The sequence below is a fragment of the Skermanella aerolata KACC 11604 genome (assembly GCF_000936425.1).
Classification (GTDB): domain Bacteria; phylum Pseudomonadota; class Alphaproteobacteria; order Azospirillales; family Azospirillaceae; genus Skermanella; species Skermanella aerolata.
Genome location: NZ_AVFK01000001.1, coordinates 579,191 through 600,555 on the forward strand (window position 1 = coordinate 579,191; position 21,365 = coordinate 600,555).

A 21,365-nucleotide genomic window follows, 5' to 3' on the forward strand; every position below is an offset into this window, starting at 1 on the left:
ATGCCCATCCGGCACGACCGCTTCGGGCATCCCGTGACGACGGCGACATCCGCCACCGTCGAAGCGATCGACCGCTTCACCCTCGAAGTCCTCAGCCATGGCAAAGAAGCCGGCGCCCTGCTTGCCGCCGCCGAGGCCGACCCGGACTGCGGATTGCTCCAGGCCTATGCCGGCGCGCTCTACCTGTTCCTCCAGACAGCCGAAGGGATGGACAAGGCCGCACCGTACCTGACCCGAGCCCGCACCGTCGTCAGCACCGCATCCGAACGGGAGCGGCTGACGGTGGCGGCGCTCGATGCCTGGGGAACGGGTGAACCCGAACGGGCGCTCGACCTTCACCGCCGCATAGCGCTGGCGTGGCCGCGCGACCTGCTGAACCTGAAGCTGGCCCAGATCCACCAGCTCAACCGGGGCGACCGTGCCGGGATGCGGGCGCTTGCCGAAGCGGCGCTGCCGCATGGTCGGGAGTACAGCTACGCCTGGGGCATGCTCGCCTTCGCGCTGGAACAGGCCGGGGCGCTGGATGCCGCAGAGGACGCGGGACGCCGCGCGGTCGGCATGAACCGGGACGACCCATGGGCCCAGCACGCCGTCGCCCATGTGCTGGAAGCCCGCCGCGATCCGGACGGCGGCTTGGCGTTCCTGGGGCCGCTGTCCGGCACCTGGGACCGCTGTTCCAGCTTCATGTACACCCATAACTGGTGGCATGCCGCCCTGTTCCGGCTCGATCTGGACGATGCCGCCGCCGCGCTGGCGCTGTTCGACGCCCGCGTCTGGGGCGTCCGCAAGACTTATGTCCAGGACCAGGTCAACGCGGTCTCGCTGCTGTCGCGGCTGGAGCTGCGGGGCGTTGACGTCGGAAGCCGCTGGGCCGACGTTGCGGTCCATGTCGGTCCTCGCATCAACGACCGGCAGAACGCCTTTCTCGACCTCCACTACCTCTACGCCCTGGCGCGGGCCGGCGAGGACGACGCGGCGGCGGAAATGCTGGCGGGGATGCGCGCCCATGCAGTGATCGCTTCCCCAGCCAGCCGTGTCATCTGGAGCGAAATCGCCATTCCCGCCGCTAGCGGCCTCGCGGCCCATGCGCGTGGCCGCTGTGCCGAGGCGGCATCCGCCCTCGGCTCCGTGCTTCCGCGCATGTTCCTGCTCGGCGGCAGCACGGCCCAGCAGACGTGGTTCGAGCAGCTTTATCAGGACAGCCGCAGGCAGCTCGAGTCCGCTCCAACCCTTTGGCCAGGGATATGCGCGTGACCTGCAAGACCGCGATACGCGCCGCCGGAATGATCGTCGCCGCCTTCGGCATCGCCGCCTGCGACATACCGGGACCGGTGACCCTGCCCGAGACGATGGCGCCGTTCCGGCACACCCTGCTGCTGGACAGGGCCCCGCAAGATGCGGAGCCGGTCACGATCAGCTATCTGGCGTCGGGAGATGCCACGGCCCCCCGGCTGATCCTGATCCACGGTACTCCCGGTTCCGCCGCCGGCTGGGCCGACTTCCTGGCCGAACCGCCGTCGGGCCTCGAAGTCGTGGCGCTCGACCGTCCCGGTTTCGGCGACAGCGGTCCGGAAGGAGCGCTCACCAGCCTGGACCGTCAAGCCGATGCGGTGGCGGCCTTCCTGCCATCCGGCCGCGGCGCCATCCTGCTGGGCCATTCGCTGGGAGGGCCGATCGCAGCCCTCGTCGCCGCGCGCCATCCGGAACAGGTGAGGGCGCTGATCCTGCTGGCGGCCTCGCTCGATCCGGAAATGGAGGAGGTGCATCCGCTCCAGTGGGTCGGAGCCTGGGCTCCTGTCCGGGCATTCCTGCCGCGCATGATCCGCAACGCGAACGCCGAACTGCTCGACCTCAAGCCTCAACTTGAAGCACTCCGTGCCGAGTTGCCGCTGATCCGCTGCCCGGTGCTGATCGTCCACGGCACCAGGGACGATCTGGTGCCCTTCTCGAATGCCGCCTATTCGGCCGCCAAGCTCAGCGGCGCCTGCTTGGTCGAAACCGTCGTGCTGGAGGGGGCCGATCACTTCCTCCCCTGGAACGCCACCGCCGCCGTGCGTGACGCCATTGCCCGCGCGGGAGACATGACATGCTGACAATGCCTGCCGACTGGCTGGGCGGGCTTTCCGCCATCCTGGCGTTCTCGACCGAGCCCTGGCTGCTTCTGCCGTCGCTGGTCCTGATTACCTTCCTGCTGGAAGATGCTGCGATAGCAGCCGGTGTCGCACTCGCCCTCAACGGCACGATCGGCTGGGAGGCGGCGTTCGCGGCCGTGGCCGGAGGGATAGCGCTGGGCGACATCGGCCTCTATGGGATGGGACGCCTGGGTGTCCGCATTCCGGCACTCCGCCGCCGCCTGAACGACGCACCCGTCCAGCGGGCTCGCGCCGTCCTTGTCGGCCGGTTGACCGCAGCCGTCCTGATCGCCCGCATCGTGCCGGGCCTAAGGTTCGCGACCTACACGGCGGCAGGGGTCCTGGGAGTATCGTTCCCCAGGTTCGCTGCCCTGGTCTGCGTCGCGGTCGCCGTCTGGACGGCGGGCCTCTTCTGGCTTGCGGCATCTTTGGGACGCACGCTCGGCGACGCATTGGGGAGAGCGACCGGCCTCGATCCGACCACGGCCGTAATCCTTGCCGTCCTGTCCCTGGCAATCCTGGCGACCGGGACGCCGCGCCTGCTGCGCTGCTTCTCATCGGCCAAATCGGTCAATACCGGAGCCTCATCATGACCATGCTCGCCGAAGCGCCAATCCAGGACCGCGCCGCACCGGAAAGCACAGCATGGCCGATTCCGCATGCCGGAATGCCGCCGCTGGATCTATCGGGAGACCAGCTCAGCGATTTCGAGTTCTGGTCGATGCGGCGGTTCTACTGGCCGGTAGCGCTCTATTCGCTCTGGCTGATGGTCCGCTATCGCGGCATCACCCTGCCGACCGCCGCCAACCCGTCCTTCCCCGGCGGTGGCTTTTCCGGCGAGTCGAAATCCGCGATCCTCGACCTCGCCTGCGCCTCTGCTCCCGGCCATATCGCTCCGTTCATCCCGATAGACCGTCCGGAACAGCCCGACGATCCGACAGCCGAAGCGCTGGCGGCCGAGGCGGCGATGAAGGCCGGCGGTCTCGGCTTCCCAATCGTTGCCAAGCCGGACCTTGGATGCCGGGGCGCCGGGGTCCGACTGGTCCGCGACCTGGGGCAATTGGCGAAGTACCTGGAGGGCTTTCCGCCCGGAGCGCGGCTGATCCTGCAACGCTATGTCGCCTTCGAAGCCGAAGCCGGCGTCTTCTATGTCCGCATGCCGGGGGAGGCCAAGGGGCGCATCGTATCCCTGACCCTCAAATACTTCCCCTACGTCTATGGCGACGGCCGCTCGACCCTGCGCCAACTGATCCTGGCCGACCCGCGCGCCGGCCGCGTACCGCACCTATACCTGCCGCGCCACGCCGACCGGCTGGATCACGTCCCCGAAGCGGGCGAGCCGGTACGGCTCGCCTTTGCCGGCAGCCACAGCCGGGGCAGCATCTTCCGCAATGGCAGCCATCTCATTACGCCGGCCATGACCGCCCGGTTCGACGCCATCGCCCGTTCGATGCCCGAGTTCTGGTTCGGCCGCTTCGACATCCGCTTCGCCGATATGGAGCGTCTCCAGGCCGGCGAAGACTTCACCATCATGGAGATCAATGGTGCCGGGGCGGAGATGACCCATGTCTGGGACCGCTCGACCCCGCTCCGGCGGGCTCGGCGGGACATCATGGAACAGTACCGCCTGCTGTTCGCCATCGGCCGTGCCAACCGTGACCGGGGGCACCGGGGCCAGGGCCTGCTGGAGTTCTGGCGCGCCTATCGCCGCGAAAAGACGCTGACGCCGCTCTATCCGCCGACGCAGTGATGGCGGCGCCTTACGCCACGTCGAACAGGTCGCCGCCCTGGGGCGCCGCCGGATCGTCGGCGGCATTGGGGTCTCCCGGCGCGGTTTCCCAGCCCAATCCGGGAAGCGCTATGATCCGGTTGCCGCCCCGGTCGTTGCGTGTGACGACGAACCCGCGCTGGTCCATGTAGCTCAGCAGGCGCCGCGCGCGGCCGTTCGACCGGCTGCCGACGGCGCGGGCCAGCTCGGCATCGGACGGGCAGGGTGCCTTCTCGATCGCGGCGCGGGCGATCAGCAGGAAGACGCCCTGGATGTCCTCCGGCAGGCCGGCGGCCAGGACGGTCGCCTGTTCCCATTCCGGCCCGTCGGCTGTTTCGTTGCGCACGCCGGCCCGCGCCGCGGAAAGCCGGCGCTTGAAGGCCGCCAGATCCAGGGGGGCTCCCGGTACCTTGTGGATGCGGCAGCGGACCAGGAAGTCCTGGTACAGCACCGCGACCGACCGGAAAGCCGCCTCCTGGTCCTCCAGGATCTTCCGCAGGATGTCGTCGAGCAGCGGTTCGCGGTCGACTTCGGGTCCCTGTTCCTCGACTTCTTCGGGCGGCGCGCTCAGCACCGGCCTCGACTGCGCCAGCTGGAACAGGATATCCATGTTCTGCGGCGGCGGGGGCATCGGCTTCCGCACGCTGGGCCGGACCAGCGGCTCGGGCTCGCCTGGTGCCAGGATCAGGTCGCGGGCATCCTCCGGGGCTGTCGAGGGTAGGGGAGTCAGCTTGGGGCTTCCGGTCCGTCCCGTCGTCTCGACGCTGCCGATCCGCAACGGCAGCGGCCGTCGCGACAGGGCAGGGCCAAGGGCTATGAAATGACCGCGCTCAAGGTCGCGGAACATCTCGGCCTGCCGCCGTTCCATGCCGAGAAGGTCGGCCGCGCGCGCCATGTCGATGTCGAGGAATGTGCGGCCCATCAGGAAGTTGGATGCCTCGGCCGCCACGTTCTTGGCAAGCTTCGCCAGGCGCTGGGTCGCGATCACGCCGGCAAGGCCGCGTTTGCGGCCCCGGCACATCAGGTTGGTCATGGCGCCCAGCGACACCTTGCGCGCCTCGTCGGAGACTTCGCCGGCTGCGGCGGGCGCGAACATCTGCGCCTCGTCCACCACCACCAGCATCGGGTACCAGAAGTCCCGGTCGGCGTCGAACAACCCGCCCAGGAAGGCGGCGGCGTGGCGCATCTGAAGCTCGACGTCCAACCCCTCCAGGTTGACGACGACGGAGACCCTGTGTTCCCGGACACGCGCGGCGATCCGCTGGAGCGCCCCTTCGGAATGGGCGGAGGCGTCGACCACCACGTGGCCGAACTTTTCCGCCAGCGTCACGAAATCGCCTTCGGGATCGAGGATCGCCTGCTGGACCCAGGAAGCGCTTTGTTCGACCAGGCGGCGCAGCAGGTGTGACTTGCCGGAACCGGAATTTCCCTGCACCAGCAATCGGGTAGCCAGCAACTCCTCCAGATTGAGCGTCGCCGGTCCACCGTTCTGCGTCGACCCCATGTCGATGCTGACTTTCATCACCTCTCCTCTGCCCCGTCGCGGCTCGACTTCCCGCTCCGGATATCGTGTCCCCTCCTATACCTGAAAACCGCCGCATCTCAAAACGGCGACCGACGGCCGTACGCCGTCCTTGCCCACGCGCCACCGCCGCCGACAGGAGAAGGTGCGGCGCCGGCACCGGACAGGGGTTCATGATTAACCGTAAAATAGCGAAGAAAATAATTAACCAAAACTATAAGTAATCATTCGGTGCGGCATTTTTTTACATCGCTTGGTGGAGGATGAATGTCAGCCCGGTAACTTGTATGTTGGCTAGGTATTCCACCCTGAGGCAACAGATGACGAGCGAGAAGGATATAGATGCCGATCTGGTTGCCGAACTTCTGCCATTTTTTATCGATGATGTTGTGGAGCGGCTCGGCAATGTCGAGCAGATGGTTGTATCGTTTTCTAAGAATCTGAACGTCAAGCCGGATTCATTCGAATTACTGCGCAACGTCCATAGCATCAAAGGGTCGGCGGCGAGTTTCGGCTATCCCACTATTGCTTTGATTTCGCATCATCTTGAAGATTACATTATTGCGACCGGAAACTTCAGCGAAACCGCAGTCGACGGCATGCTGGAGCATGTCCACGCCATCGGCGCGATCGTGGAGGCCCGGCGCGATCCGGGAAGCGAGGAAGGCCGGCGGATACTCAAGTCGCTGCCCGATTTCCATCCCACGCAGACCCAGCGGCGGGCGCAGGGGCAGAAGACGGTATTGTTCATCGGTCCTCGCAACATCCAGTTGCGCCTGATGGAGCCGGAGATCCGCGCCGGCGGCTTCCGGCTGGTCGTCCTGTCCAATTCCTTCCAGGGTATCGAGAGCGCCATCCGGACCCGCCCCGACCTGATCCTCATCAGCAACATCATCGACATCCTGGATGGCGTGGATGTGGCCCGGATGATCCATGCGGCCGAGATGACGCATCATGTCCCTCTCGTCATCGTCGCATCCAAACTCGATGCGGAGCCGGTTCGAAACCGGCTTCACCGCTTGAACGAAAAAGTCCTGGTCGTGCGGAAGGGGGAGGATTTCTCCGCCGATTTCGCCTATGCGATCGTCAAGCTGGGGGTGGTCTGACGCGACAGGACTTGCGGGCGCTGCCCCGAGAGGCCTAACTCCACCCCTTGGCGCAGCGGCGTGACATCGTTCAGGGGAATACACATGACTGATCGCTTGATCGCCGAACGGCAGGGGCCGGTCGGCTGGATCACCTTCAACAATCCCGAGCGTCACAACGCGATGAAGCTGGAGATGTGGGAAGCCTTGCCCCAGGCGCTCTCCATGTTCGAGGCCGACGATGGGATCAAGGTCATCGTCCTGCGTGGGGCGGGCGACAGCGCCTTCGTCTCCGGCGCCGACATTTCGGAGTTCGAGAAGCATCGGGCGTCGTCGGAGGAAGTGGCAGCCTATGACGACTTGGCGGCCGCGTCGATGAGAGCCCTTCAGATAATTCCCAAGCCGACGATCGCCATGATACGGGGCTATTGCATCGGCGGCGGCCTTGGGCTGGCCATCAGCTGCGATCTGCGGATCGCGACCGAAGGCTCCATCTTCGCGCTCCCGGCGGCACGGCTCGGCGTCGGCTACAGCTTCGACGGCGTCAAGCGCCTGCGCGATCTGGTCGGTCCCGCCTTCGCCAAGGAAATCTTCTTCACGGCCCGCCGGTTCCAGGCGCCGGAAGCCCTGCGAATGGGCTTGATCAATCGGATGACGGACGATGTCGGCCTGGAAAGCGCCATCGACGAGCTCTGCGCCTCGATCGCGGACAACGCGCCGCTGACTGTCCGATCCGCCAAGCTGATGATCGAGGAACTCGACAAGCCGGCGGGCGAGCCGGACTACCGGCGCTGCGAAGACCTCATGAAGGCCTGCATCGCCAGCGACGACTATGTCGAAGGCCGAACCGCCTTCATGGAAAAGCGGAAGCCGGTGTTCCGCGGCCGGTGAAGTCTCGACGCAGGTTCCCGAGGGAACCTGCCGTCCTCACTTCGCCAGACTGTTTATGCAGCGCCCGAGGTTGCGCAGATCGGTCATGAAGCCTTCCGCGATCCCGGCAAACGAATTCTGCGGCGGCTTTGCGGCACCCGAGCCTTCGCGGCAGACGTCCGACGGGTTCTCAGCTCTGGCAGGTTGTGGCGGAACCTGTTCCTGCCGAGACGGCAGTTGGGATGACGGGACCTGGGCCTGCTGCTGAGGTTGCGGCGTCAGGGGAGTGGGAGCCGACATCACCGGACGCTCCACGGGCGGTGCGCTCCCCGCAGCGGGCAAGCTTCGCGTCGCGGCCGGAGGCTGGCGCTCGACCGGCGGCTGTTTCCAGTCCGGAGGAAGGGCGGCCCCTGTGGACCCTGACGCTGCCGGTGGACTGGCCGGCGGAGCGGAAGCCTGCGGTGCCTGCGGTGGTGCTGGCGTCGAGCCCTCCGGCACGGGAGCCGGATCCGCTGGTTCCTGCCGCTCTACCGGCTGTAAGGGTGCCGTGAGGGACGGCGCGCTCGGCAGGTTGGCGGTCAGGGCCGACAAGCCGTCGCCCTTCAGCAGTTCGGTTGCGCTCTTGGGGGCGAACGGCCAAAGCGCATTGGTCACGAAGCCGGCCGCGAAGGCGAACAGGATGCCGATTACAAGTACCCAGTAGACCCGCTTCGACGACTTCGCCGGCTCACGGTACTCCGGGCGTGGGTCGGACTGGATATCATAGGCGTGGACGGCGCGAGGCTTGCGGAGCGGACGCTGTTCCGGTACCGGCCCGGAAACCGGAAAATCCTGTTGCCGTTCCGCCCTGCGCCGGGTGAAGGCCGATTGCTCCGTCTTCGGCCGCGCCGGCGACCGTGCCGGCTGCGCACCCTTTCCGGGAGCCGCCAAGGGGATCGGAGCCTGCCGTTCGACGACGGGAGGGCTGGCCAGCTCCTCCTCAGCCTCTTGGCCGTCACCTTCGATCCGCCAGCGCGACGACGCGACAAGCCGTGCTGCATTGGCAAGGCCCGGCTTCTCGAACTGCGCATCCAGTCCGGGACCGCCGGTCAGCAGGACCTGCATATACAGACCGCTTTCCGTGTCGCTGCCCGACAATTCGCACAGATCGCCGATCACCGGGGCGGACAGCAGATGGGCATCGAAGATGACCAGCAGTCCGGAGCCCGCCGCATCCAGCGACCGCTCCAGCGAAAGCGCCAATTCCTCAAGGTCGTTGGAGCGCTTCAGCCCGATACCGACCGCCGCTTCCGACAGCAGGTCTTCCAGGCGGGCGCCCCGGTACCCCGTGGCGGTCAGAGCTACGCCACCCGACGAATTCATGTAATCGGCCATCCTGCGGCCGGGCAAGGCACCGTTGCCGCCGGTGTAATCGGTGACCACCATGGTCCGCCGGCCGGCCATGGCCGCCATGAGCACGCGATTGTAGACCGCATCCTCCATCGGATCGGTCGCTCTCGCTGAACTGTCCATACCGCTCGTCATCATCCGCCTGGCGGAGAGCGCGTCCTGTCTTGCGCTGTTCATAGCGGCGTTGTTTAACTCAACGCCCCATATCGAAGGAATGGAAAGGCGGTGGTAATCCTCTCTGAAGGCTTAGGGCAGGGTTAGCACGGGCGGGGCGCCGGCAGGTTCAGACGGTCGCGGGCCTCCATAACGGTCCGGTCGGCGCGCAGGTCGAAGACCTGAAGGATCAGGTCGCTTACGTCGCGTTCCTCGGTATCCGCGCAGTGTTCGAAGACGCGCGCCAGCACCTCTAGCTGATAATCGCGCCGCTTCGCCGCGATCATCGGGCGCGACCAGCGGCGCGCGACCGTCAAGGCGACCCGGAACGGCTCGATCAGCCACGCTTTCATACCGGCCTGATCGAAGGCGGCGGTCAATCCGACCGGGCGCTCGTCCATCACCATCATCGCCGCCGCTTCGCGGGTGATGCCGCACCGCACCGCCATGCCGGTGATGAAGGCCTCGAGGTCGCCGGCGCACAGCATTCGGAATAGGATATCGGTGGTAAGCTGCTTTTGCCAGTGCATCTGCTCCATGAACCCACGCAGATGCGTGCCGTCCGCCAGCATGGGCCGGATCATGATCATCATCGCCGCTTCGCGGCCGCGGGTGATGCAGCGTTCCAGTACCAGATCCGGGATCTTATGCCGCTTCGCCAGGTCGCGCATCAGTGCGGCCGAGACGCGGCCGAGCAGCTTCCAGGCGACCGGGGCCGGCAGCATCGGGTGACCGGCGACCATCGTCGCGATCGACTGCGTATCACCATGCCGGTCCACGATCCGGCCCAGCCCGTCCGGCGTTATCTCGGCGCCGGAATTGGCGAGCAGGCAGGTCATGACGGCCACGTCGCCCGCATCGATCAAAGCGTCCGATACGATCGTCGATACCGAGCGGCGGACGGCGATCGCCGCCATCTTGAGCTGATCGCCCGTGCCGATGACGTTGGTCAGGAACGCGTCCTCGAACCCGGCATGGTAGCTCAGCACCGGAGCGGCGACCTCCGCAACGTCTTCGGCCAGCCGGACCGCCAGCGCCTCGGGCAGCCGGTCGTTGTTGCGGAACTGCCAGGCGACCGCCTGACGGACCGCCGCTTCCGCGTCCTGAGCGAAGCGCATCAGGATGTCCTTGGCCATGTCCTCGGCTGGCCCGGTCAATTTCCCTGTCCGAAGCTGCTCGGCCACCTTATCGGCAGTGTCGACCCGGTTGGCGACCGAAGGCTGATCCATCAGGCGAGCGACATCGGCCAGTGACAGACCATTCTGCAAGGCGGAGGGCAGGGAGGGTTGCACGGTCAATCCTTCGGCTGGAACTACGGCAAGGTTGCCGAAGCCTGCGCTGCTGAAGGTTGACGAAGGATTGCGACACCTGACTTCAGGCTGTGACAAAATTAGGTCTCTAAGGACATTGGGTACTGAGAGGCTTCGCTGCGCAGGCACAAGGCGGCCGAATGACAGGTCGGCGACAGGTTCCGCTGCTACGCTTCGGCCACAGCGGTACGGGATCGACGCGGATTCCGTTCCATAACAATAAGAACGCTGTCCTGGAGGAAGCCCGGTGAGAGTATCTCCGGAATGATCGCCTTCTGCCTGACCGTGGCGCTTGGTGCAATCGGCGGTGGAATCTTCGCCTTGGCCGGCGTGCCGGCCGCATGGCTGTCGGGTGCTATGATCGCCGTGGCCGTGGCCGCTACCGCGGGCTTCAAGGTCCATGTGCCCGACGCTTTCCGTACCGTTGTCTTCGTCGTCCTCGGGACTTCGATCGGCAGCGCCGTGACGCCGGGAACGATCGCCCAGCTCGGCGCCTGGCCGGGCAGTCTCGGCATTCTGGCCGTGGCGGTGATCGCGATGATCGGGGTCAGCACCACATGGCTGACGCGGGTCTGGGGATGGGAACGGGCCACCGCGCGCTACTCGTCGATACCGGGCGCCCTTTCGCAGGTGCTGATCCTGGCTCTGCGCAGCGGTGCCGACCTGCCGCGCATCGCCTTCGCCCAGGGTCTCCGCCTCTTCGTCCTGGTCGCCCTGCTGCCCTGGCTGCTCCCAGGCGAAACCGTCTTCGTGCCGCCGGGCGACGGATCGCACCTGTCGCTTCCCGAAACCGCCGTCACCCTTGCCGGAGGCTACGCCGCCGGACTGCTGCTGGAACGGATTGGCGTTCCCGGCGGGGCGCTGCTCGGCGGAATGATCGTCAGCACCGGCCTGCACGCGACCGGCATGGTCGAAGGGCGTCTGCCCGGCCCGCTGCTGATCCTGGGCTTCGTCGTCACCGGCTGCGTGATAGGGGTCCGCTTCGGCAACACGTCCTTCTCCTCCATGCGCACGGCCTTCCGGGGCGCGCTGGAAAGCGTAGGGCTGGCGCTGGGCGTTTCCGCCGTCTTCGCCTACGCGGCCCATATCCTGCTGGCGCTGCCTTTCGGACAGCTCTGGCTCGCTTATGCCCCGGGTGGTGTCGAAGCCATGACCATCATGGCCTTCGCCCTCGGGCTCGACCCTGCATTCGTTGGCGCTCACCATGTCGTGCGCCTGATCGTCCTCAACCTGATCGTGCCGCTATGGCTTTACCGCGCTGGACCGCAGTCGGCGGCGCCCGGCGGGCAGGCTGCGCCTCATGCATCCAAAATCCCCGATAGAAGCAGAACCCCCGATAGAAACAGAACCAAGGAGTGACTGGGAATGCCGCAGGCCAATGCCGTCCCGATCGGAGAACCGGTCATCCGCACCGTCGCCATGCCGGCCGACACCAACCCCGCTGGCGACATCTTCGGCGGCTGGTTGATGGCACAGATGGATCTGGCCGCTGGCAACGCGGCGGCCCGGCGGGCGCGGGGCCGCTGCGCCACCGTCGCCGCCGACAGCATGGTCTTCCATTCCCCGGTCTTCGTCGGCGACGAAGTCAGCCTCTACGCCGATATTATCCGGGTCGGGCGAACCTCGCTGAGCATCCGCATCGAAGCATGGCGCCGTAGCCGGGACGGCGATGATTGCTTCAAAGTGACGGAAGCGACCTTTACATTCGTCGCGATAGACGAGCAGCGCCGTCCACGTCCCGTTCCGCCGGCTCAGCCGCAACCTCAGTCCTGAAGAAAGTCCTGGTGCCGTCCCATGCGCATATTGATGGTCGAGGATACCGAGGATCTTGCCGATGCCGTCGTCCGCCGGCTGCGTCATCTGGGCTATGCGGTCGATTGGGCGCCCGACGGCGAAGCGGCGGAAGAGCTGCTTGCCCAGGAGACCTATCAGCTCGTCATCCTGGACATCATGCTGCCCGGCGTCGACGGCCAGACGATCCTGACCAAGCTGCGCCGTCGGCGCGACCATACGCCGGTGCTGGTCGTGACCGCCCGGTCCCAGGTCAACGTCAAGGTCGACCTGCTCGATCTCGGCGCCGACGACTTCATCGTCAAGCCCTTCGACCTGCGCGAGCTGGAGGCGCGCTGCCGCGCCCTCCTGCGGCGCTCGCACGGCATGGCGTCGTCGGCGACGCGGTTCGGCAACCTGCTGTTCGACATGGCGGCGAAGCGGGCTTCCGTCGATGGCCAGGCGCTCGACCTCAGCGGCCGCGAGTTTCGCCTGCTAGAGCTTTTTCTGACCAACCTCAACAGCGTCATGGGCAAGGACGACCTGCTGAACCGCCTGTTCAGCCTGGACCAGCCTGCCGCCCCCAACGCGATCGAGCTGTACGTCTCCCGGCTGCGCAAGAAGCTGGAAGGAGCGTCGGTCGAAATACGCACCGTACGGGGCCTTGGTTATGTGGCGGAAGTCAGTGCCGAGCGCTGAGGCCGCCGGCCGGGAAGGCTACTCGCTCCGCAAGAGGCTGCTGATCCGCCTGTTCGGCGCGCTTGCGCTGCTGACCGCCGGCCTGTTCGCCTTCGTCGATGCCTATGCCCAGCGGGCGGCCGACAGCGCCTACGACCAGCTGCTTCAGGCGGCGGCGCTGTCCATCGCCGATACGATCAGGGTGGAAAGCGGTCGGATCGCCGTCGATCTGCCTTATTCCTCGCTCAGCATCCTGGCGATGGCCCGCCGCGACCGCATCTTTTACCGGATCGACGCGCCGGACGGCGATCTGGTCACCGGCTATGACGACCTGCCGGTGATCCATCGCGAAGCGGGGGAGCGGAACACCACGTTCCAGAATGCGACATACCGGGACATGCCGATCCGTCTCGCCGTGCTCGACCGGCTGATCGCCCATCCTCAGCTGTCCGGCTGGGTTCGGATCGTTGTCGCCCAGACGCGGGAGGAGCGGGAAAGCCTGGCACGCGGTATCCTCACCAACGCCTTCCTGCCGATCGCCCTTGCGGTCCTGGCAGGGGGCGGCCTGATCTGGTTCGGAGTAAGACAAGCCCTTGCCCCGCTGGCGTCGCTCGAGCGGCTGATCCGCGCCCGCCAGCCCAACGACTTCCGTCCGATCGATATTCCGCCGCCAGCCGAGGTCTCCCAGCTCGTCCACGCGATCAACAGCCTGCTGACACGCCTTCACGGCAATCTCGATACCATGCAGACGTTCCTGGCCGACGCGGCCCATCAGATCCGCACGCCGCTCGCCAGTTTGCGGTTGCAGGCGGAACTCGCCGCGGACGAGGACGATCCGGAAAGTCTCAGAAGATCGGTCGGACGCATCCACCGCAATGCGGTGGAAGCAAGCCAGTTGACCAGCCAATTGCTCAGCCATGCCATGGTGATCCACCGGAGCGAGGCGCTGGAACCGGAGACGATCGACCTCGCCGCCTTGCTGGACCATGTGGTCCAGCGCGCACGGCCGATCTGCGACGATGTCCTGATCCATCTCGATATCGACGAGGCGGCGGAGCATGGGGTCATCGCCGGCGACCCCATCAGCCTCACCGAAGCGATGACCAATCTTGTCGACAACGCCGTCAAATATGCGGGGGAGGGCGGTGCGGTCGCGGTCGGCCTCGGCCTTCGCCCCGACGGCGACGGCTTCCGGATCGACGTGGCCGATCGCGGACCCGGCATCGCGGACGGGGAGAAGGACAAGGTGCTGCAACGCTTCGGGCGCGGCAGCGCCGGAGCGGGGACCATGGGCAGCGGCCTTGGTCTCGCCATCGTCAAGGCGGTTGCCGATGCCCATGGCGGCGTCCTGTCCCTGCTCGACCGGCCCGGCGGCGGCCTGATCGTCCGCTTGGAGTTCCCCCGGCTGGCGGTATCGCCAATGGCATCCGCAGTCCATGCCGCTGCCGCTTCCACACCGTCCCCGTACGCCGGCCTGCTGTTCATCACGGTGCTGGCGACCGGCCTGCTGTCGTTCGTTTCGCCGGGTTCGGCGCTGGCGGTCGAGCCGGTCGTCTACCCGGCACCGGCGGGAGAGCGGCAGGTGCTGCTGATCGACGCCGCGACCGACCGGACGCTGATGGAACCCCTGATCCTCGACTTCCAGCGCCTGGCACCGACCGTCACGGTCTCATATTCGGATTATTCGACGCGTGATCTCTACGAACGGACCGCTTCCGGACAGACCGGGGCCGATCTCGTCATCAGTTCTGCCTCGGACCTTCAGGTCAAGCTGATCAACGACGGCTTCTCCCAGCCTTACGAATCGACGGCCACCCTGGCTCTCCCGGACTGGGCCAAGTGGCGTGACGAGGCTTTCGGCTTCACCGTCGAGCCCGCCGTGATCGTCTATAACCCTGACCTCGTCCCGGAGACCGAGGTTCCCCGGTCGCGCAACGACCTTATCCGGCTGATCCGGGACAACGGTGCCCGGTACAACAGGCGGGTGGCGACCTACGACGCCGCGACCAGCGGCATCGGCTACCTGTTCGCCACCCAGGACTCTGTCCTCTTCAGCCAATACTGGCAACTCATGGTGACCCTTGGGGCGGCACAGGCGCGGCTTGCTTGCTGCACCGGCGATATCCTGGAGATGATCGAACGGGGCGAAGTCCTGATCGCCTACAACATGCTGGGATCCTATGCCCGTGCCCGGATGTCGGCGGGCGCCCGGATCGGCATCGTGCTGCCGGAAGACTACACCCTGGTCATGTCCAGGGTCGCCATCATCCCGGCGGGGTCGAAGCGGGCCGATCTTGCCGGCAGCTTCATCGACTATCTTCTGTCCGAGCGCGGCCAGGAGATCATCGCCGGCCAGTCGGCTCTCTTCGCCTTGGCGCCCGATATCCATGGGGAACTCGCCGCCGGGACCGAAACGGCGGTGACGGCCGGCCCGATCGTCCCGATCACCCTCAGTCCGGCGCTTCTCGTCTTCCTCGACAAGTACAAGCGGGAGAGCTTTCTGCGTCAGTGGCATCTCGCTTTCGGGACCCCTTGATCGCGCGTGTTGGATGCCGTCATTTCCCGCGTTACAATCCCGGACCAACAATGAAGAGGCCGCAGCCCCGGCGCTACGGGACGCTGGCCGAACAAAAGTCTAGGGAGTTACACGCCTATGGCAGCCCAGTCACCGATTTGCGACTTCGGTTGGAAAGCCGTGGATTTCAACCTGCCCGGTACCGACGGCAGGACGTGGAGCCTCGCCGACGTGAGGGGATCGAACGGCACGCTCGTCATGTTCATCTGCAATCACTGTCCCTATGTGAAGGCGGTGATCGACCGGATCGCCCGCGACTGCCGCGAGTTGGAGCGTCACGGCGTCAGATCGGTCGCCATCATGTCGAACGACACCGAACGCTACAGGGATGACGACTTCGGGAACATGAAGCGGTTCGCGGCCGAACACGCGCTTCCGTTCCCTTACCTGCTGGATGAGACGCAGAACGTGGCAAAGGCGTACGATGCGGTCTGTACGCCGGACTTCTTCGGCTTCAATGCCGATCTTGGTCTGCAATACCGCGGACGTCTGGACGTCTCGAAAGTTCAGCCTGTGCCCAACGCCCGGCGCGAGCTGTTCGACGCCATGGTGCGAGTCGCGGCGACGGGGCAGGGACCGGCGGAGCAGATCCCCAGCATGGGCTGCTCGATCAAGTGGAAATAGGCTTAAAACCTGGGTCCGGGCCGGTCGAAAGCCGCAGGCGCCGACCGCAGGGCGTATTGCCGCCTTGACCTGTACCGGGGCGTCTGGTATCCGGCCCAACCCGCACGCATGAGGACGGACAGGCGCTGCCTGCCCGGATACAGCCATATGAGCGATATTTTTCGCGAAGTCGATGAAGACCTTCGCCGCGATCGACTGGAAATGATCTGGAAGCGGTACGGCGCCGCCATTGTCGGCGCCGTGCTGGTCATCGTCGCGGGTACTGCCGGCTTCGTCGCTTGGCGCAACCATCAGCACGCCGAGGCGGAAACGCAAACGGCGCAGCTTGCGGACGCCCTGCGCCTTGCCGGCAATGCCGCAGGGCCTGCCGCCGGCGATCCCAACGCCAGCGGCGACCCCAAGGCTGCGGCGGACGCGCTGTCGGCCTTCGCCGCGCAGAACGGCGCCGGCCCCGGCACCCTGGCCCGCTTTTTCGAGGCGGGGCTGCGTGCCCGCGAAGGCGACTCCGCCGCCGCGGTCAAGATCTACGACGAGCTGACGCAGTCCTCGAAGCTTGAACCCGTCTATCGCGACCTCGCCACCGTATTGTCGGTGATGCATCAGGTCCAGACCGGCGATCCGGGCCAGCTCACGGCCCGCCTTCAGCCGCTCGTGGCCGACAGCAGCCCGTGGCGTCATTCCGCCCGCGAGTTGACTGCCCTTCTCGCCATCCGCTCCGGCGACAAGGCCGCAGCCGGACGACTTTTCACGCAAATTCAGAACGATCCCGCCGCTCCCGCCGGTGTCCGCAGCCGCGCCACCGAACTTGCAGCCCTTTATTCAGCCGAGCCGCAATGACATTTTCCCGAACTGCTTCCCGGCGGGCCTCCCGGCCCGTAGCCGCACGCCTGATGACGGCGGGTCTGCTGACCATGACGCTTGCCGGCTGCGGCGGAGGAAGCTGGTTCGGCGACAGCGAACCGCCGCCTTTGCCGGGCGAGCGGATCTCGGTCCTGCGCCTGGAGCGGCAGCTCGAGCCCGATCCCCGGCTGGCCGACCTGCGGGTCGAGCTGCCGGCGCCGGTGGCCAATCCATCCTGGCCGCAGGCCGGCGGCAATCCCGACCATGCGATGGGGCATCTGGCGCTGTCGGCGCAGCCGCGCGAAGTCTGGCGGGCGGATATCGGGTCAGGCTCTTCCAGCGATACCCGGCTGCTCGCCCGCCCCGTCATGGCCGACGGCAGGATCTATACGCTCGACACCGATTACGAGGTAACCGCGTTCGATCCCGCCAACGGCAAGCAGATCTGGCGCACCAGCGTCGAGCGTGAGAATGAATCGGGCGGGGCACTGGGCGGCGGCGTGGCCTTCGCGGATGGCCGGCTGCTCGCCACCACGGGCTTCGGCGAACTGCTGTCGCTCGATCCCGCGACCGGCGCCATCTCCTGGCGCACGCGCGTTCCGGGACCGGTGCGCGCAGCGCCTACCGTGATCGGCAACCGCGCCTTCGTCGTCACCGTCGACAACCAACTCGTGGCCTATTCGGCGACCGACGGTGCCACGCTGTGGACCCATACAGGCATCCTTGAAACCGCTGGCCTGCTGGGTGCTGCAAGTCCGGCGGCCGACGGCTCCATCGTCGCCGTGCCCTATTCGTCGGGCGAGCTTTTCGCTCTCCGTGCCGAGAACGGCCGTGTCGCATGGTCGGACAATCTGGCCGCCGTCCGGCGCGCCGGGGCACTGTCCAATCTTGCCGATATCCGCGGCATGCCGGTGATCGACCGCGGCCTCGTGGTAGCGGTCAGCCACAGCGGGCGGATGGTCGCCATCGACGAGCGGTCAGGCGGACGCGCCTGGGAGCAGGAGATCGGCGGCGTCAATACTCCCTGGACTGCTGGAGACTTCATCTTCGTGCTCAGCAACGAGGGCGAGGTGATGGCGCTGACCCGTCAGTCGGGCCGCATCCGCTGGGTCGCTCCGCTTCCGCGCTACGAGAATCCCCAGGAGCGAAGCGGTTCCATCATCTGGACCGGTCCCGTCCTGGCTGGCGGCCGTCTGTGGCTCGCGAACTCCGTCGGTGACTTGGTATCGCTGTCGCCGGACGATGGGCGCGAGCAGCAGCGCCTGGAACTCCCCGGCGGTGCTTTCATAGCTCCCATCGTGGCCGACAATACGCTTTACGTTCTGACCGATGACGGTACCCTGGTCGCCTACCGTTAAGGCGACCTAATTGAGGTGGTGGAGCCGGCATCGGCTCCCTACATGGAAGCAATGTCTCTAACTGTCGCGATCATAGGCCGGCCCAACGTCGGCAAATCCACCCTGTTCAACCGGCTGGTGGGCAAGAAGCTTGCCCTGGTGGACGATACTCCCGGCGTCACGCGCGATTGGCGCGCCGCGCCGGCCCGTCTGGCCGGCATCGACCTGACGGTGATCGACACCGCCGGGCTCGAGGAGGCGTTCGACGACAGCCTGGAGGCACGCATGCGCCGCCAGACCGAGCGCGCGATCGAAGAGGCCGACGTGGCGCTCATGCTGATCGACGCCCGCTCCGGCGTGACGCCCCTGGACCATCATTTCGCCCAGTGGCTGCGCAAGGGCAAAACGCCGATCATCCTGCTTGCCAACAAGTGCGAGGGCAGGGCGGGCGCTCCCGGCCTGTACGAGGCATTCGAACTCGGGCTGGGCGAGCCGGTCCCGATCTCGGCCGAGCACGGCGAAGGTCTGGCGGAACTGGTCGAAGCCCTGCTGCCCTATGTCCCTCCGGAAGAGACCGCGGAAGCCGAGGAAGGTGCCGATCCGGCCGATGGGGGAGAAACCGCGCCGGTCATCAAGTCCCTCCAACTGGCGATCGTCGGACGGCCCAATGTCGGTAAATCGACCCTGCTGAACAGCTTGGTCGGTGAGGACCGCGTCTTGACCGGCCCCGAAGCCGGCATGACCCGCGATGCCATCGCGGTGGAGTGGACCTACAAGGACAAACCGATCCGGCTGGTCGATACCGCCGGCATGCGCCGCAAGTCGCGGGTCGATGAGAAGCTGGAAAAGCTGGCGGTAGCCGACGCCCTGCGCGTAATCCGCATGGCCCATGTGGTCGTGCTGGTGGTCGATGCCGAAGCCATCCTGGATCACCAGGACCTGACCATCGCCCGCATGGTGCTGGACGAGGGCCGGGCGCTGGTCATCGCCGTCAACAAGTGGGACATCGTCACCGACCGCGCGGGTACGCTGAAGCAGATCGAAGACAAGCTTCAGGCACAGCTTGCCCAAGTGCGTGGCATCCCCGTCGTAACGCTGTCCGCCCTCCGCAGGCAGCGGCTCGACAACCTGCTCGACGCCGTCTTCGACATCTACGATGTCTGGAACCGGCGCGTCAGCACCTCCGATCTCAACCGCTGGCTCGCCGGCATGACGGAAGCCCATCCGCCGCCGGCGGTCGAGGGCCGCCGCATCAAGATCCGCTACGCCACGCAGGTCAAGGCACGTCCGCCGACCTTCGCCTTGTGGGTCAGCAAGCCGCTCGATCTGCCGGAAACCTATATCCGGTATCTGGTGAACGGGATCCGCGAGAGCCTGAACCTCCCCGGCGTGCCGATCCGCATGCTGACCCGCAAGGGCAAGAACCCCTATGCGGAGGAGTAAGCGTCAAGTTTAGGAAAACTTGCGGCAAAGCGTTGATTTAGTTACGTCTTTCGAAACCTTCGTTAGGTATGGGTCAGATAGCCTGCCCCATCGGATGCCGCTGTTGCACAGCGCATTCGGCGGTCAGGCCACCGACCGCCTAAGGGAAGAGTTCAAGAGACCAATGACAAAGCTTATCAATCTCAAGATCCAGACGAAGGTGTTCATTTCCTTCGCTCTGGTCCTCGTCGTCTCCGCAAGCCTTGGGCTTTTCGCCCTCGCCCGCCTTGCCCAGATGAACGCCATGACCGAGCAGCTTCGGGACCGATGGCTGCCCAGTACCGGCTATGTCGGTGAATTCCTGACCGGAGCCAACGAATACCGCACCTACGAATCGGGGCACGTTTCTGAGGTTAAACGCGACCTGATGCTGGAACGGGAGCGATTTGCCCAGAACCTCGTCGAACGGCTGCAAGCGACCCGCAACCGATACGAAAACTTCGAGTTCTCGAATCAGGAGCGCGAAGCCTATGACCGCTATACCAAGGCTTGGGACGGCTATGTCACCGCAACCCGCAAAGTCTTCGAGCTTTCCCGTCAGGACAAGAAGGACGAGGCATCCGCGGTCTTCCTGAACGAATCGAGGAATGCCTTCCGTGAGATGAAGAAGCAGGCCGAGGATCTGGTCCGCGTGACCATCGCCGCCGGCCAGGCCGTGGGCGATGCATCCTCGGCGATCTATAGTGTCACATGGAAGATGATCGTCGGCGCCCTGGTCTTGGCCCTTCTCCTGTGCAGCGTCGCGGGTCTCTTCCTCGTGTCCTCGATCTCCCGGCCGATCAAGGCCCTGTGCGAAACCATGCGGCTGCTCGCAAAGGGGCGGCTCGACGTCACCGTCGCGGGGACGGGCCGCCGTGACGAGATCGGCCAGATGGCCACGGCCGTCCAGGTGTTCAAGGAAGGGCTTGAGAGTGCCCGCGACATGCAGGCGGCGCAGGCAGCCGAACAGGAAGCCAAGGAGTTGCGTGCGGTGCGGGTCGAAGACCTCATCCGGCAGTTCGAGACTCAGACCGTCGCGGTGCTCGGCGGCGTCACATCAGCCGCGCGGCAACTCGACGATACCGCTCAGAGCATGTCCGCCGTCGCCGACCTGACGATGCGCCAATCGACCGCGTCGGCTGCCGCCGCCGAACAGACCTCCGCCAACGTGCAGACCGTCGCCAGCGCCACGGAGGAGATGACTGCCACTCTCCACAGCATCTCGCAGCAGGTTTCCAAGTCGAGCACCGTTGCGACATCGGCGGTTGCCGAAGCGAGCCAGACCAACGATACGGTCCGCGGCTTGTCCGACGCTGCGCAGCGGATCGGGGAAGTGATCGGCCTGATCCAGACGATCGCCGAGCAGACCAACCTGCTGGCCCTCAACGCGACGATCGAGGCCGCCCGCGCCGGTGAGGCCGGGAAGGGCTTTGCGGTCGTCGCCAGCGAGGTCAAGAGCTTGGCCAACCAGACCGCCCGTGCGACGGAGGACATCACCACCCAAGTCGCCGGCATGCGCGAGGCCACCGGCGGCGCCGTCAACGCCATCCAGGGCATCGGCAAGACCATTTCCTCCATCCATGAGATCGCAACCAGCATCGCTGGTGCGGTGGAGGAGCAGAATGCCGTGACGCATGAGATCGCGCGCAACGTCCAGCAGGCGGCCCAGGGAACGCAGGAGGTTTCCGCCAACCTGTCGGAGGTCTCGCAGGCGGCGACCCAGACCGGGGCGGCGGCCGGGCAAGTCCTTGGCGCCGCCAAGGAACTCGGCAAGCAGGCGATCACTCTGCGGGAGGAGATCGAGCGGTTCCTGTCGGGAATACGGGCCGCCTGAGCTAAGGACGACCGGGT

The 21,365-nt window shown here is 66.1% G+C and carries 18 protein-coding genes; 15 read left to right on the plus strand and 3 right to left on the minus strand.

The genetic code is table 11. The annotated features are described in order from the left end of the window. Genes N826_RS02600 through N826_RS02615 form a run of 4 tightly spaced genes read left to right on the plus strand, consistent with a single transcriptional unit; the run spans nucleotide 1 to nucleotide 3,882 of the window. Complete coding sequence (locus N826_RS02600) at nucleotides 1-1,254, plus strand: tetratricopeptide repeat protein (protein ID WP_044425712.1); 1,254 nt, start codon at nucleotides 1-3, stop codon at nucleotides 1,252-1,254. Beyond that, the gene (locus N826_RS02605; RefSeq protein WP_044425713.1) at nucleotides 1,251-2,093 is read left to right on the plus strand and encodes an alpha/beta fold hydrolase; all 843 of its coding nucleotides are present in this window, start codon (nucleotides 1,251-1,253) and stop codon (nucleotides 2,091-2,093) included. Before N826_RS02600 ends, N826_RS02605 begins: the two co-directional genes overlap by 4 nt. Then, nucleotides 2,087-2,725 carry a DedA family protein gene (locus N826_RS39620; RefSeq protein ID WP_052830774.1) on the plus strand — a complete coding sequence of 213 codons (639 nt, stop codon included), beginning with the start codon at nucleotides 2,087-2,089 and terminating at the stop codon, nucleotides 2,723-2,725. The genes N826_RS02605 and N826_RS39620 overlap by 7 nt, the downstream gene beginning before the upstream one ends. After that, nucleotides 2,722-3,882, plus strand: a complete 1,161-nt coding sequence (locus N826_RS02615) for a D-alanine--D-alanine ligase (protein WP_247870460.1) — start codon at nucleotides 2,722-2,724, stop codon at nucleotides 3,880-3,882. Before N826_RS39620 ends, N826_RS02615 begins: the two co-directional genes overlap by 4 nt. A 10-nt stretch (nucleotides 3,883-3,892) precedes the next feature. Here the strand turns inward: N826_RS02615 and N826_RS02620 are convergent, their stop codons facing one another. Continuing rightward, nucleotides 3,893-5,422, minus strand: coding sequence for a helicase HerA domain-containing protein (locus N826_RS02620; RefSeq protein WP_044425714.1), 1,530 nt, complete (start codon nucleotides 5,420-5,422; stop codon nucleotides 3,893-3,895). 263 nt (nucleotides 5,423-5,685) lie between these two features. On the opposite strand from N826_RS02620, the gene N826_RS02625 reads away from it, so the two are divergent. Next, nucleotides 5,686-6,528, plus strand: coding sequence for an Hpt domain-containing protein (locus tag N826_RS02625; protein ID WP_084720434.1), 843 nt, complete (start codon nucleotides 5,686-5,688; stop codon nucleotides 6,526-6,528). Between the two features lie 84 nt (nucleotides 6,529-6,612). Then, nucleotides 6,613-7,398 carry an enoyl-CoA hydratase gene (locus N826_RS02630; RefSeq protein WP_044425716.1) on the plus strand — a complete coding sequence of 262 codons (786 nt, stop codon included), beginning with the start codon at nucleotides 6,613-6,615 and terminating at the stop codon, nucleotides 7,396-7,398. Between the two features lie 36 nt (nucleotides 7,399-7,434). Here the strand turns inward: N826_RS02630 and N826_RS02635 are convergent, their stop codons facing one another. Together N826_RS02635 and N826_RS02640 are read right to left on the minus strand one after the other, a co-directional pair. Further along, nucleotides 7,435-8,889 carry a hypothetical protein gene (locus tag N826_RS02635; protein ID WP_147039985.1) on the minus strand — a complete coding sequence of 485 codons (1,455 nt, stop codon included), beginning with the start codon at nucleotides 8,887-8,889 and terminating at the stop codon, nucleotides 7,435-7,437. A 134-nt stretch (nucleotides 8,890-9,023) separates the two neighbouring features. Further along, on the minus strand, nucleotides 9,024-10,211 hold the full coding sequence (locus N826_RS02640) for a DUF2336 domain-containing protein (protein ID WP_147039982.1): 1,188 nt from the start codon (nucleotides 10,209-10,211) through the stop codon (nucleotides 9,024-9,026). 282 nt (nucleotides 10,212-10,493) lie between these two features. Here N826_RS02640 and N826_RS02645 point away from each other — a divergent pair, with 282 nt between their 5' ends. From N826_RS02645 to N826_RS02685, 9 genes are all read left to right on the plus strand, one after another. Next, nucleotides 10,494-11,588, plus strand: coding sequence for an AbrB family transcriptional regulator (locus N826_RS02645; protein WP_052830775.1), 1,095 nt, complete (start codon nucleotides 10,494-10,496; stop codon nucleotides 11,586-11,588). A 6-nt stretch (nucleotides 11,589-11,594) separates the two neighbouring features. Further along, the gene (locus N826_RS02650; RefSeq protein ID WP_044425719.1) at nucleotides 11,595-12,002 is read left to right on the plus strand and encodes an acyl-CoA thioesterase; all 408 of its coding nucleotides are present in this window, start codon (nucleotides 11,595-11,597) and stop codon (nucleotides 12,000-12,002) included. A 21-nt stretch (nucleotides 12,003-12,023) separates the two neighbouring features. Further along, nucleotides 12,024-12,698, plus strand: a complete 675-nt coding sequence (locus N826_RS02655; RefSeq protein WP_044425721.1) for a response regulator transcription factor — start codon at nucleotides 12,024-12,026, stop codon at nucleotides 12,696-12,698. After that, nucleotides 12,685-15,213, plus strand: coding sequence for a sensor histidine kinase (locus N826_RS02660; RefSeq protein ID WP_244619374.1), 2,529 nt, complete (start codon nucleotides 12,685-12,687; stop codon nucleotides 15,211-15,213). Before N826_RS02655 ends, N826_RS02660 begins: the two co-directional genes overlap by 14 nt. A gap of 117 nt (nucleotides 15,214-15,330) precedes the next feature. Beyond that, nucleotides 15,331-15,876 carry a thioredoxin family protein gene (locus N826_RS02665; RefSeq protein ID WP_044425723.1) on the plus strand — a complete coding sequence of 182 codons (546 nt, stop codon included), beginning with the start codon at nucleotides 15,331-15,333 and terminating at the stop codon, nucleotides 15,874-15,876. Nucleotides 15,877-16,023: 147 nt separating this feature from the next. Continuing rightward, nucleotides 16,024-16,713 carry a tetratricopeptide repeat protein gene (locus tag N826_RS02670; protein WP_044425724.1) on the plus strand — a complete coding sequence of 230 codons (690 nt, stop codon included), beginning with the start codon at nucleotides 16,024-16,026 and terminating at the stop codon, nucleotides 16,711-16,713. Nucleotides 16,714-16,766: 53 nt separating this feature from the next. Beyond that, nucleotides 16,767-18,074 carry an outer membrane protein assembly factor BamB family protein gene (locus N826_RS02675; protein ID WP_063772181.1) on the plus strand — a complete coding sequence of 436 codons (1,308 nt, stop codon included), beginning with the start codon at nucleotides 16,767-16,769 and terminating at the stop codon, nucleotides 18,072-18,074. Nucleotides 18,075-18,125: 51 nt separating this feature from the next. Next, entirely contained in the window at nucleotides 18,126-19,496 is a 1,371-nt protein-coding gene (gene der, locus N826_RS02680) for a ribosome biogenesis GTPase Der (protein ID WP_044425725.1), read from the plus strand. 163 nt (nucleotides 19,497-19,659) lie between these two features. After that, nucleotides 19,660-21,348: a methyl-accepting chemotaxis protein gene (locus N826_RS02685; protein ID WP_044425726.1), complete on the plus strand. Its 1,689-nt coding sequence runs from the start codon at nucleotides 19,660-19,662 to the stop codon at nucleotides 21,346-21,348. The last annotated feature ends 17 nt before the right edge of the window (nucleotides 21,349-21,365 follow it).

Coding starts and splice junctions, on each gene's coding strand:
- N826_RS02600 (WP_044425712.1), top strand. CDS start 1: ATGCCCATCCGGCACGACCGCTTCGGGCATCCCGTGACGACGGCGACA.
- N826_RS39620 (WP_052830774.1), top strand. CDS start 2,087: ATGCTGACAATGCCTGCCGACTGGCTGGGCGGGCTTTCCGCCATCCTG.
- N826_RS02615 (WP_247870460.1), top strand. CDS start 2,722: ATGACCATGCTCGCCGAAGCGCCAATCCAGGACCGCGCCGCACCGGAA.
- N826_RS02620 (WP_044425714.1), bottom strand. CDS start 5,422: ATGAAAGTCAGCATCGACATGGGGTCGACGCAGAACGGTGGACCGGCG.
- N826_RS02625 (WP_084720434.1), top strand. CDS start 5,686: ATGAATGTCAGCCCGGTAACTTGTATGTTGGCTAGGTATTCCACCCTG.
- N826_RS02630 (WP_044425716.1), top strand. CDS start 6,613: ATGACTGATCGCTTGATCGCCGAACGGCAGGGGCCGGTCGGCTGGATC.
- N826_RS02635 (WP_147039985.1), bottom strand. CDS start 8,889: ATGGACAGTTCAGCGAGAGCGACCGATCCGATGGAGGATGCGGTCTAC.
- N826_RS02645 (WP_052830775.1), top strand. CDS start 10,494: ATGATCGCCTTCTGCCTGACCGTGGCGCTTGGTGCAATCGGCGGTGGA.
- N826_RS02650 (WP_044425719.1), top strand. CDS start 11,595: ATGCCGCAGGCCAATGCCGTCCCGATCGGAGAACCGGTCATCCGCACC.
- N826_RS02655 (WP_044425721.1), top strand. CDS start 12,024: ATGCGCATATTGATGGTCGAGGATACCGAGGATCTTGCCGATGCCGTC.
- N826_RS02665 (WP_044425723.1), top strand. CDS start 15,331: ATGGCAGCCCAGTCACCGATTTGCGACTTCGGTTGGAAAGCCGTGGAT.
- N826_RS02670 (WP_044425724.1), top strand. CDS start 16,024: ATGAGCGATATTTTTCGCGAAGTCGATGAAGACCTTCGCCGCGATCGA.
- N826_RS02675 (WP_063772181.1), top strand. CDS start 16,767: ATGACGGCGGGTCTGCTGACCATGACGCTTGCCGGCTGCGGCGGAGGA.
- der (WP_044425725.1), top strand. CDS start 18,126: ATGTCTCTAACTGTCGCGATCATAGGCCGGCCCAACGTCGGCAAATCC.
- N826_RS02685 (WP_044425726.1), top strand. CDS start 19,660: ATGACAAAGCTTATCAATCTCAAGATCCAGACGAAGGTGTTCATTTCC.